At 38.4% G+C, this 12,675-nt stretch carries 9 protein-coding genes; 4 read left to right on the plus strand and 5 right to left on the minus strand.

From position 1 onward, the window contains the following. The first annotated feature begins 192 nt into the window (after positions 1 to 192). Both ACTH6U_RS15505 and ACTH6U_RS15510 read left to right on the plus strand, forming a co-directional pair. The gene (locus ACTH6U_RS15505) at positions 193 to 1,824 is read left to right on the plus strand and encodes a sodium/sugar symporter (RefSeq protein ID WP_434719327.1); all 1,632 of its coding nucleotides are present in this window, start codon (positions 193 to 195) and stop codon (positions 1,822 to 1,824) included. 721 nt (positions 1,825 to 2,545) lie between these two features. Next, positions 2,546 to 3,688 carry an MFS transporter gene (locus tag ACTH6U_RS15510; protein WP_294110678.1) on the plus strand — a complete coding sequence of 381 codons (1,143 nt, stop codon included), beginning with the start codon at positions 2,546 to 2,548 and terminating at the stop codon, positions 3,686 to 3,688. Between the two features lie 94 nt (positions 3,689 to 3,782). Here the strand turns inward: ACTH6U_RS15510 and ACTH6U_RS15515 are convergent, their stop codons facing one another. Continuing rightward, positions 3,783 to 4,727, minus strand: a complete 945-nt coding sequence (locus ACTH6U_RS15515) for an ATP-grasp fold amidoligase family protein (RefSeq protein ID WP_441832567.1) — start codon at positions 4,725 to 4,727, stop codon at positions 3,783 to 3,785. 422 nt (positions 4,728 to 5,149) lie between these two features. On the opposite strand from ACTH6U_RS15515, the gene ACTH6U_RS15520 reads away from it, so the two are divergent. Further along, positions 5,150 to 6,052, plus strand: a complete 903-nt coding sequence (locus ACTH6U_RS15520) for a YncE family protein (protein ID WP_441832568.1) — start codon at positions 5,150 to 5,152, stop codon at positions 6,050 to 6,052. Positions 6,053 to 6,126: 74 nt separating this feature from the next. Here ACTH6U_RS15520 and ACTH6U_RS15525 read toward each other — a convergent pair whose 3' ends face one another. Next, positions 6,127 to 7,227: a fatty acid desaturase family protein gene (locus ACTH6U_RS15525; RefSeq protein WP_441832569.1), complete on the minus strand. Its 1,101-nt coding sequence runs from the start codon at positions 7,225 to 7,227 to the stop codon at positions 6,127 to 6,129. 569 nt (positions 7,228 to 7,796) lie between these two features. Here ACTH6U_RS15525 and ACTH6U_RS15530 point away from each other — a divergent pair. Then, the gene (locus tag ACTH6U_RS15530) at positions 7,797 to 8,117 is read left to right on the plus strand and encodes a DUF1090 family protein (protein WP_294110400.1); all 321 of its coding nucleotides are present in this window, start codon (positions 7,797 to 7,799) and stop codon (positions 8,115 to 8,117) included. Positions 8,118 to 8,708: 591 nt separating this feature from the next. On the opposite strand, the gene ACTH6U_RS15535 is transcribed toward ACTH6U_RS15530, so the two are convergent. Genes ACTH6U_RS15535 through ACTH6U_RS15545 form a run of 3 tightly spaced genes read right to left on the minus strand, consistent with a single transcriptional unit; the run spans position 8,709 to position 12,670 of the window. Then, positions 8,709 to 10,352 (minus strand): thiamine pyrophosphate-binding protein, encoded by a 1,644-nt coding sequence (locus ACTH6U_RS15535; RefSeq protein ID WP_441832570.1) that lies wholly within the window; start codon positions 10,350 to 10,352, stop codon positions 8,709 to 8,711. A gap of 40 nt (positions 10,353 to 10,392) precedes the next feature. Then, entirely contained in the window at positions 10,393 to 11,862 is a 1,470-nt protein-coding gene (locus ACTH6U_RS15540) for an aldehyde dehydrogenase (RefSeq protein ID WP_441832571.1), read from the minus strand. A gap of 13 nt (positions 11,863 to 11,875) precedes the next feature. Continuing rightward, complete coding sequence (locus tag ACTH6U_RS15545) at positions 11,876 to 12,670, minus strand: aspartate dehydrogenase (protein ID WP_441832582.1); 795 nt, start codon at positions 12,668 to 12,670, stop codon at positions 11,876 to 11,878. Between the last annotated feature and the right edge of the window lie 5 nt (positions 12,671 to 12,675).

Here is a 12,675-nt window from a genome sequence, read left to right on the forward strand (position 1 = left end):
ATTTGAGTTCTTCCTTACCTCCATCTCAATTCTAGCTCATTAGAAATAAATATAATCCATTGATTTATAACTAATTAAACTTTTTTGATAAGTATTGCTTAATATTTAATGAAAATATGTGATTCAAGTAACGGAGAATAGTTGTGGTAACGTTTACACTCATGGCGTTATCATTTGGGAAGGAATTTTAATATGCAAACAGAAGGTATTGGATTAAGTACATTAGATTATGGGGTTTTTATTCTGTATGTGCTTATCATTATCACCGTCGGGCTATGGGTGTCCCGAGATAAAAATGGGCAAAAAAAAGGAACTAAAGAGTATTTTCTTGCAGGAAAAACATTACCTTGGTGGGCAATTGGTTCTTCACTGATTGCTGCAAATATTTCTGCTGAACAATTTATTGGTATGTCAGGCTCTGGTTTTTCTATCGGATTAGCTATTGCATCATATGAGTGGATGGCAGCACTAACGCTGATTATTGTGGCGAAATATTTTATGCCTGTCTTTATCGATAAAGGCATTTTTACTATTCCTGAATTTGTTGAAAAACGCTTTAATAAAACATTAAAAACAATTTTAGCGGTATTTTGGTTAGCTTTATTTATTTTTGTTAATTTAACGTCGGTTTTATATTTAGGCGCATTAGCGTTACAAACTATCCTTGGTATTCCGATGTATTATGCCATCTTTGGCTTGGCATTATTTGCGGTCGCGTATTCTCTGTACGGTGGTTTATCTGCGGTAGCATGGACTGATGTTGTACAGGTTTTTTTCTTAATTCTCGGCGGGTTTTTAACGACGATTATGGCGGTAAGTTATATTGGTGGCGATGCAGGGGTTTTTGCCGGTATGAGCCGTATGGTAAGTGAAGCGCCTGCCCATTTTGAAATGATCTTAAGCCAGGATAATCCGCAGTTTAGTAATTTACCGGGTATTGCGGTATTAATTGGCGGGTTATGGATTGCGAACCTTTATTATTGGGGTTTTAATCAATATATCATTCAGCGTGCTTTAGCGGCTAAATCTATCGGTGAAGCGCAAAAAGGTTTAGTTTTTGCCGCATTCTTAAAATTGATTGTGCCAATATTAGTGGTTCTGCCGGGTATTGCTGCTTATGTGATTGTGTCAGACCCTGTTTTACTTGCTGGGCTCGGCTCTATGGCACATGAACATATGCCAACACTGGCTCAAGCCGATAAAGCCTATCCTTGGTTAACTCAATTTTTACCTGTTGGCGCTAAAGGTATTGTTTTTGCTGCATTAGCTGCTGCTATTGTTTCATCATTAGCTTCTATGCTGAACTCCGTCGCGACTATTTTTACCATGGATATATATAAAGAATATATTGCTCCAGCGACGGACGACCATAAATTAGTGAATGTGGGACGTACCAGTGCGGTAGTTGCATTAGTGATTGCTTGCTTTATTGCGCCATTACTTGGCAATATTGGTCAGGCTTTTCAGTATATCCAAGAATATACAGGCTTAGTCAGCCCTGGGATTTTAGCCGTTTTCTTATTAGGATTATTTTGGAAAAAAACGAATGCAAAAGGTGCGACAATTGGGGTCTTATTATCAATTCCATTCGCATTGTTCTTGAAATTGATGCCACTTGGAATGCCATTCTTAGATCAAATGATGTACACCTTCTTCTTTACCGCGGTGGTGATTGGGTTAATTAGTCTGACAACATCAAAACAGGATGATAGTGATGGCGCGATAGTTTTAACCGCTGAAACCTTTAAAACATCCGCTGGATTTAATATTGCATCCTATATCATTATGGTCATTCTTTGTGTGTTGTATGCTTTACTTTGGTAGAGTATGACTTAATAAGTACTTATTATCCGTAATAATAACGGGCAGGAATGTAAACACACTTCTTGCCCGTTTTGGGTATGTTTAATCGGAAATAACCGGTTTTACATGCAAGTATTTGTGGCGTTGGTATTCTTTATGTCGCTAAATAGTTAGAGTAAATAGGTGAAGTTTTAAGTCAAGCTAGTCATTACCTAAACTATAGACCAATTTATAAATAAACAGATTAATAGTCTACGTAATTTATCTGATTGAGCCTAATAACCTACTTTATATAAATAAATTAGTAGGACAAAATGATAAAGACAATATTTTGCTATAACCTATTTTTGAATACGTTTTAATATCACTTAAGGTACATTAAAAAATAACCATACCATCAAAACAGTAATATTAAATATCCTATTGTTTTTATAGAATAAAATGGGTATTTTTTACGTTTTTTGATCTTGATTCTACTTTTAAAAAAACGTGATTTTTCTCACATAAATTTTTTTGTTAGTTACCATTAGATTTTCTCATTTTAACTTAATGAATTAACGTTCTATATTGCGCTCAAATTAGTCTTATCAATTTATTAACCACTGCGCTATTCGCCGAAATCTCACCATAATGTGTTCTTTTTAGAGAACGCAAATTTGGCTTATTCTACGATGTAGTTGCAGCGCATATTATTTTTATTTTGTTAGTTGGAGAGTGGGGCGTGAATCAGTCCACTACTATCATGCGCAAGCGCGACAATACATTCGTACCCGTTGCAGGTTTAACGATTTTTGCTATTGCATCGGGTTATTTAATGAGCTTAATCCCGTTATCGATGGGAAGCTTTAATATCGACATTAGTTATGCGGGTTGGTTGGCGAGTGCCTACTATATTGGTCTGCTAATAGGTTCGTTGTTGATTGAACCTATTATTGCCAAAATTGGTCATCGACTGGCCTTTATTGGTTTTTTATTGATGCTTGCTGCAACAGTTGTGGTTTTACCTTGGACACCAACAATTGAAGCATGGTTACCCAATAGGTTGATTGCTGGTATTGCAGTGGCGGGGATCTTTGTTGTTGTTGAATCATGGCTATTAATTGGTGATAACCAAAAAGAGCGTGCAAAGCGTCTTAGTTTTTATATGACGTCTTTGTATGGTGGCACAACGCTTGGGCAACTAGCTATTGGATTTATTGGAACACAAGGTGCTTACCCGTTTATGGTGGTGCTGGGATTACTGCTTTTAGCGGTGATGCCACCATTATTGTTTCGTCAAGGCCAACCAGAAAGTGGAATTCACCAAAAGTTATCGTTTAAAAAAATTAGCCGCCTAAGTAAGCCTGCTATTATTGGTTGCATGGTTTCTGGCATTTTAATGGGAACGATTTATGGTTTGATGCCGTTATCGCTGAAAAAAGATCAGTTTACCACTGAGCAAGTCGGGGTGTTAATGGCCTCAATCATTCTTGGTGGTATGATAATACAGCCAATTATTAGCAAGTTATCTGTGATGATAAGCAAAACATTGCTACTGGCAATGGTGTCTTTGCTTGGCGTATTCGCAATGGGTGTTATTTACATTTCGAGCGATTATTTAGTGATGATTATTGCGTTAGCATTGCTTGGCATGTCCTCATTTGCACTCTATCCAATTGCTATTACATTAGCTTGCGATAACTTAGATTCATCGTATATCGTGGCTGCAACTCAAGTGATGCTATTTAGCTATAGTGTAGGTTCAGCGATGGGACCATTAGCTGCTGGGACCTTCTTAGCGCAGTATAATGGTTTAGTTGATTTCTTCTTTATTGTATTGATTGTGACGGCGATTTATATGCTAGTCGCAAGTTTACGCCGTAAAGCGAGTGTGCTGGCGAACTAATCAGTTATTTATCGTTTTAAATGCGATAAAAAATAATGCCGCGATGTTTCTGTTTTACTTATAGAAATATCGCGGCATTTTTATTGGAACTAGCTTATTTTTTTTTATTTATTGATGCTGTTGCAAATGCGGGTTCAGTTTGTGTGATTGATTGCGTTTCTGTGATCCTTTGTTCCCATAATTCACCGAGCTTGAAATCCCACGAAAGCGGTGAAATAACTGTGCGTCCTGCATTTGGTGCGAAGGTAAGTTCACTAAAATACAAGGTGTTTTCATCTGACATTAAAAAATCAGCACGGCAATAGTCAAATGGTGTGACTAATATTTGAGCTAGCCTTAGCATTTCTTGGAATAAAGGTGGCTCAGGTACGGGCTCTAACATATTAGGGTAATCAAAAGTCACGGGTTGTAGTTGCCAATTGATATCGTAGATATTGATGAATTCATGACCAAATTCATCGGTATAATCGATCTCTGCATAGACGGGTTTGCCAGAAAAACAATGAATGCGGCAGGTTTCAGGAACTAACTTTCTATTTTTATTAGCAAATAAATCAATATATTCTTCACAAATTATTTGAGGAGCAATATCTTTATAGTGACGTTCACGTGTAATGTAATAAAGATTTTTCATTAAATGAAATGATAATTTTTCTTTGGCTTTATGTAGATCAAATTTGGCTCTATTTTGGCAAATAATACTACTGCCACTATCATGATTACACTTTAATACAAAGCGTTTAGGGAGTTTATCAATATTGATTTCATTTACATGATTAAAGGCGGCTAAAATTGGTACTAAATATTCATGGCCTATTGTACGAGAAACATAATCTCTTACTGCAAGCTTGTCTGCTAATTGTGTATAAAGTGGGTTTTTGTCATATATCATCCTAAAATTTACTTTTTCATTAAAGCTTTTCGGTGTCTTGATATTAGGTATGTAACCTAATTTTTTAGTAAATTTATTAGTAAGATAGGCTTTATCACTGATAATAAATGTGCGTAATTTTTTGAGAAAATACTCTAATTTTTTCATGAGAGTGGCAACCATTCTGAAAATATAATTGGTGTTGTTATGGAATATAATTATTTTTTAAGTATATTTCGGCTATTTTAAATAAAGAGTAAATAGATTTTAGTTTTAAGAATAAAAACACTATTTCAATACTTTGTTTAATGAATTGATAGTTTATTAAACAAAGAGTAAACAACCATAAAAATAAACGGTTATTAAATATAAAATCTGGATGAATTTATATCAATAATCGAATCATTTGTTTTATTAAATGGTTTTATTAAGTTTTTTTCATAGCACTCTTCATTTTATTAATCCCTATACTTTATGACTGTATAATATCGGATATTTAGCTTGAAACATTAAGGATTTATTTAGTGCATTGGCTAATGCATTTTTCATCAACTATATTTAATTATATCGAAATATATGATGAGGTTTGTATGTCCCAAAATCCTGAAATATCTTACCCTTATCTGCTATTACTTGATGCCATCAATCCCGCTATTATTCAGTTGGACACGACAAGTTTAGTGACTTTCAATCTGATTGATGAGCTCGGTGGTACGCCTGATGGTATTGCTATTGACCATATCAATCGTTTGATTTATTGGACTAATATGGGCGATAACTATGAAGCTGATGACGGTTCACTCAATTTAATTAATTTTGATGGTAGTGGTCGAAAAATGCTATTAGGTCATGGGCAACTTCGAACACCTAAGCAGCTGTTATTGGAAAGTCAAAGCCAACGTCTATATTGGTGTGATAGAGAAGGCGGTAAGGTTTGTTCCTGCAAGACGGATGGGACTGATCTCCAAACACACATTCAGCGACCTAGGACAGTGACTGATAGCGTTGATATCTTGGATCAATGTGTTGGTATTGCATTAGATTTGGATGCGGATTGGTTATATTGGACTCAAAAAGGGCCTGCAAAAGGAAATAAAGGACGAATATTCCGGATGCCATTATCAAAGTCATCAGGTGATTTCGTTGATGAATCTGATGCTGATAATATTCAGCTACTGCTGGACAAACTGCCTGAGCCCATTGACCTCTTATTCGATAAAGAGACTCAAATTCTTTATTGGACCGACAGAGGCTCAGAGCCTAATGGAAATAGCTTGAATTGTGCGAACGTGACTGATGATGGGCTAAATAATTATCGAGTTATTTGTCGGGGATTTAAAGAGGCGATTGGCTTAGCTTATAATAAGCCGGAAAATATCATGTATATTGCTGATCTTAGTGGGGGAGTCTATCGAGTAATGCTGAGTAATGGACAATTTGATAAGATTCACCAAGGTAATGGTTATACCGGACTGGCTCAATTTTCAGGTTGAAAAATAGCACAATGATAGTTCAAGATGCAGTGGATACCAGCCTGCATTTTGAACTATGTTATTTAGACCTATTTTTATTGATGAATTGGCGGCTCACCCATTTTACGTAAAAAACGTATTTGCGCTTTAACTAGTTCGCGATAGTTAATGCAGCGGTATGGCATATTATATTCTTTTGCAAGTTGAGAAATGATGTGCGCAAGAGCAGGGTAGTGGCGATGATGCCAATGAGGAAATAAATGGTGTGTTAAGTGGTAATTAAGCCCACCAGTTAAACGCCATAAATAATGTGGTGAAGGGATCCAATCACACGAGGTGACAAAATTATGGTGATACCAACCATGAGGTATTATTTTGTCGTCTGGTGGTGTGAAAAATTGGGTTTCAGCCCAATGGGTGCCAAGTAATAGGTAGATTACAAATAATGAAGCAACCATTTGGCTAGCTAAATAAGTTAATAATATAGCCATAATACTGATGCCATTGGCGTGAGCAATAATTAAAGGTAATCCTAACATTAAAGCCAGATGGCATAATTTACTGGACAGAAATAGCAACCAGCCTAATTTCCCATTGAGTATTTTCTTCGTTTTTATTGGGGTTTTTCCCGTTCTATCTGACCAATCAAAGACTAAAGCAATCCAAGTTAATGATAACGAAGCTACAAATGGCCAATAGATATGTTGAAACCGCATAAATGGTCGCCATTTTTGAAATGGTGTTTGGCGAAAAATTCCATTCTCTTCAGTATCAAGATCGTAATGTTCAATATTGGCATAATGATGGTGAAAATAAACATGTCTTGCACGCCAAAACTCGGGTTCTAGGCCTAGTGGCAGTGTCACGAGGCGACCAAACACTCGGTTTTTCCAACTCGTTTTAAATAAGGTGTTATGACAGGCATCATGTTGGCCGATGACATTTAAAAACATGGTCAATAAAACGAAGCTAAAATAGCAAAGGGAGTAAATCAGTGTTGAAGAGGTCGAAAGCGTGGGGAGATAACACAAAATAGCGACCATAAACAAACTGATGATTACAGCAATATCTAAATGACTAGCATATACATGGTCTTGTTTTCCTTGCAGATAATCTCGGCTAGCCTGTTTTAAAGCGAGATGAAAATGCTGCTCATGAGTTTGTGTAAACTGCAGTTCTGGTTCAGCGGAACACATATTTCTCTTGCCTATGTTTTACAAAAAATAATTACAGAGATTATATCGTTTGCCCTACAGTTATCGCAAAACAATTAGTGTTAGTTTCACTGCTTTAAACTTATTCTTAATTATTATTTTTTTAAAATAAAATAGTGCTGAGAATACGCATTTTATGACTTTCACCAGATTGATTTAAGACATTTTATTTTAGATTTAAGTTTATACATTCTTAAATTTAGCTTTGGTTGTATTTTTTGTGGGCGTTGTGTTTATATTAAACTAATAACATAATGTAATTAATTTGTGGGAAAGGGGAGAGACAAAGTGGGGTTGAAGAGTTACATCCATGTAATTTAATCCATTGATACTAATATAACTAATAAATATGTATCTGTCTGTAATAAATTAAATTGAAATATAACAACGATTTTATTTACAATTATTTTTACTTCAATACAACTATTTTGAGTAATAAGTGATTGTGTTCTTGATTTTATATCAACATTAAGAATGTTACCTATATGAATAATTATATTTAAATGTTTCCATTAGATGAAGATTAAATAATTATCTATTAGGGAAAATAAATGAAACGTATATTTTTTATCATGCTATCAATAATAATATTTCCATTCTCTTCCCAAGCTGGGTCGCAATATTATGGTTGTGATAAAAAAATTACTCAGCTTGAAAAACAACTCAGCTATGCAAAGCGTTATGGTAACAAATATAGAGTTGAAGGCCTTGAAAGAGCAATAGTAAATACTCAAAATCATTGCTATGACCATTATTCTGGGGCTACGGGAGCAACGAGATATAGTCACGATGATGCATTTTCTAAAACTCAAGAATTAGTGCGAGAAATTGAAATTCTTAAAAAAGAAATTGAGCGATTAAAAAAGGAATAATACGCATAATTTAGATATTGAGTTAATTTTTCTATCAAACTGATGGTGCAGGGCGAAAATATATGATGACTATATTCCCATTTTTTGCATTACTCTTGGGAAAATTCCATTTTTTTATCACATTAATGGTATCAACTTTAACTTTATGACTCGCTTTATAGCTATCGACTAATTCAATGTTTGTGACTTGCCCATCAGTCTCAATATCGTACTTTACTTTTAACCAAGTGTTATGAACATTTTTTTCTGTAGGCTCCATTATTGCCGATGACGTTATATTAGACTGACTACAGGATATGACTAGAAAGGAAAATATGATAATAAAAATAGATTTGCGCAGCATAAAAAACCCGTCAAATTGAATGATAATAATTAATTATATTGATGTGTCTAATAATTAGCAATGGACATATTCAATAAATTTAATAGGTAAAACTGAATTTAACTTATTTTTTTGCAGATATTCTCAATAATATTAAGTTCACCTAAAGAGGGAAATGGTATTAGTTCGTTAGAAAACGCAAGGAACGGTTATCTATTTTGAAAAAGTAGCGTGATTTCTTATAAAGGTCACGCTACTTAATGTATTTGCTAAAATAATTTTTTCTGAGGTGGGCCCGAAAAATTCATTGTGCCAATATTATCCATTAGCACCTCAACGACAACCGGTTGATTTAACGCAATAGCCTGTTCAAGCGTGGATTTAAAATCCGTTGCTTTGGCTACTGTGAACGCGGTTATTCCCATCGATTCAGCAAGTTTACTAAATGAAGGCGTTAATAATTCATTATAGTATTGCCTGCCCGCAAAATATTTTTCTTGAATACCGCGCATAACGCCATAACCCTTGTCGTTCATAATGATTAAAACAATTGGTAATTGCTCTTGCGCCATGGTGGCAAGCTCACCAATTCCTAACATCAACCCACCATCGCCGACTAAGCCCACTACAGGGCTATTTGGATTGGCCTTTGCACTTCCAATTGCCATGGATAAGCCTAAACCAATAGCTCCAGCTAATGAATGAATGTTATGCATTGGGTGAGTGGCTTTAAGCAAACGGCTTCCCCATAAACTCCCCGAAACGGTGATATCACGTACAAAGATACCGTGCTCAGGTAAGGTTTGTTCAACGGCATCACTAAGGGAACTATAAGGGCCACATTGTTCTCGTAATTGCTGCTCGGCTTGCTCGACAGCCTTTTGTACCTGTTGGCGCCATGAGGATGCTATTGGGCGATTTTCTTGCTCTACTTTATCGGCAAGTCCCTCAAGTAAAGCTTTGCAGTCTCCTGTGACACTGAGATCGACAACATAGTTACGATTTGCGGCCAGAGGGTCAATATCGATTTGGATCAATGGATGAGGCAGCGGCAGTGACCATGTTTTGGTTTCGTTACTGCGTAAACGAGAGCCTGCAATAAGTGTTAAATCACAAGTACGCATTAATGCATCAATGGCGTCAGCATTATGAAAGGCTCTAAGGCTAAATGGGTGTTCGTCTGATAAAATGCCTCGCCCATGGGTACTACTGATGACGGCAATACCACAATCAGCCAGCCTTTTTACTGCATCTGTGGCTTGAAGTGCGCCGGCACCAATCCATAATAATGGACGTTGTGCAGATTTAAATTGCTCCCAAATTATATCAATTTCAGTGGTTGATATGGGTGGCAATGGCGCGCGATGAAGTGGGGCGCTGAGCACCGATAATGGAACTTGGGTATTTTGAATATCGATAGGAATTTCTATTGAAACTGGGCCGCAAGGTACTGTTTGTGCAACTTGAATAGCTTTATGTAGTACTGCAACAGCTTGTTCTGCACTATGCACTCGAAACGCCTGTTTGGAGCTCGCGCGTAAAAAGCTTAATTGATCGCGTGTTTCATGAATAAACCCAGCGTCCATATCCAAAAATGCTTTTTCAACTTGTCCGGTAATGTGGATCATGGGGGAGCTGGCATTCATGGCTTCAATCATTGATCCGACAGCATTACCCGCACCAGCGCCAGTGCTGGTGAGTGCGATACCGAGTCCACGAAAGCGGCTGTGAGCATCTGCCATCGTTACCGCACCAGCTTCACCTCGGCTGGGTGTGAAATCGATAATACCACGCTGACCAATAGCATCTGCAATCGGTAAATTATGAATTGAAATAACACCATAAACTGTGCTGACTTGGTACTGCTCTAATGTTCTGGCGACAGCTTCGCCAACCGTGATAGTTTCAGACATTGTGTTCTCCTTAATACGTCAATAATCCACTTAAGGACATTTATTCACACCAACGGTTTGGTTGTGGGTTAAGCGCCAGAAAAATACTTTTTTGTTGCATATAGGCTTTGAGGCTCTCAAGGCCTTTCTCTCTTCCAAGTCCACTATCTTTAAAACCGCCAAAAGGTGTTGAGATGGAAAAAACTTTGTAGGTATTAATCCAAACTGTACCGACATCTAGCGTATCGGCTAATTTAAATGCACGAGTATAATCTTGCGTCCAAATACCGGCTGCAAGGCCATAAATAGAATCATTAGCATCATGAATCAGGCTGGTTTCATCATCGAAAGGAATAACAACGAGCACTGGGCCAAAAATTTCTTCCTGACACACATGCGCTTGGTTAGTTAAGCCTTCGATAATCGTGGGTTCGAAATAGTGACCCGATTGCAGTGCGGGATCCGTTGGTACCTTGCCCCCGACACGAATTTTGCCCCCTTCTGCAATAGCTTGCGAGACGTAAGCTATGACACTATCTCGATGTGCAGAGGAGATCAGCGGACCAATATGTACGCGTTCTTGACGTGGGTCACCGATGATGAGCCCTTGTGTGAGTTTCGTCAGTTTTTCAATAAAAGCTTGATAGACGCTTCGGGCGACAAATAAGCGAGAACCTGCAATACAGGCTTGTCCCATTGAACTGAAAATACCATAACAAACACCGTGGGCTGCTAAATCTAAATCCGCATCATCTAAGACAATCGTTGGGGATTTTCCGCCTAATTCTAATGAGGTTCCAATCAGTTTATCGGCAGCAATATGAGCTAATTGGCGTCCCGTATTGGTGCCACCTGTAAATGAAATTTTTCGTACTAGTGGATGACGCACTAATGCATCGCCAATAATTGAGCCTTTGCCGGGAAGCACGCTTAATAATCCTGCGGGTAACCCTGCTTGTTCAAAGAGTTCGGCAAGTTTAAGTGAAACAAGAGGAGTCGCTTCTGCGGGTTTTAAAATAACTGCATTACCGGCTGCAATTGCAGGCGCAATTTTTTGCATATCACTGGCAATGGGTGAATTCCAAGGAGTGATTGCGGCGATGACACCAAGGGGCTGATAGGTGCTAAGGGTCATGATGTCAGGTTGGCGACGGGGTGGCAATTCGCCACCACTGACTTCACATACTGCCGCAAAATAACGGGCGGTTGCGGCGGCACTCATCACCAATCCACGGGCTTCAGCCCAAGGCTTTCCATTGTCGAGAGTCTGTAACCTGACCAATTCTTCACGTTGCTCGTCAATTAATGTACTGACTTTGAGTAGAATAGCGGCGCGTTGATGAGATGGCATATGACGCCACTTCGGGTCACGCCAAGCTTTTTCGGCGGCGATCACTGCATCCTCAACATCCTCAAGGCTAGCGCTATTGAGGGTTGCGACAACGTGGTTATCACCAGGAAAACGTGATTGCATTTGCTGACCGCGGCCTTGTTGCCATTTACCGCCGACAAAAATATCCCTGTTTTTCATTGTGCTGCTCCTGTCAGATAATGGCATTGTGTTCAGCAACTCGGCGACACATTTCGACCGCACTTAAGGCTGACAATAAAGACGTTTTAGGATTCGAGGCTAACGGTTGACCATTAAGCTCAATACAGAAACGACCAAAGTCACCGACGACTTCGATTCGATGGGTATTTTGTTGTGTTGTAGGGTCAACCATGAGCTGAACTTTTGTTGCATCCATACCTATCCCATACAGTGCGACGGTTGCGGCGACATTGGCATTGGCTGGGAAATTGAGCGCCGCTTCTCGCGCCGTTCCGCTAAAAAATACGGTTGGTTCTGATACTTGATTAAGGTCGATATATTGCTCGGCAGGGCCATTACGCCAGCTGGCGGGACTTTTTCGTGATTGATAGGTAATTTGTGTAATATTGGCTTCTTTTGCTGCGCGAAGACCATCTAACCCTGCAATGGCGCCGCTGAGTGGAATTAACTGACCATGATGTTGGCGAGCAAGATCACTTAACTCGCGAGCGAATATGGCATCAGCAAGGGCACCCGTTGAAATGATGGCTATTGTCCAACCTCGTTTAAGCGCGATGGGAGCATATTGTTTAACCGCTTGATGACTCGCGCATTCCAACACTAAATCGGGTTTTTCGGTCACTGTCGCGGGGTCGTTGATCGGTATTACTTGGCCATGAAAACGAGTCATAATGTCATCGTGATGGCTAGGGCGAGCAACAATCCAGCGAAGTACAATTCCATTGGGTAAGCGGTCAATCACTTCATTGGCCATCGCACCATACCCAATAAGCATCAATGTTTTCATCATAA

The organism is Providencia sp. (assembly GCF_052096715.1).
Lineage (GTDB): Bacteria > Pseudomonadota > Gammaproteobacteria > Enterobacterales > Enterobacteriaceae > Providencia.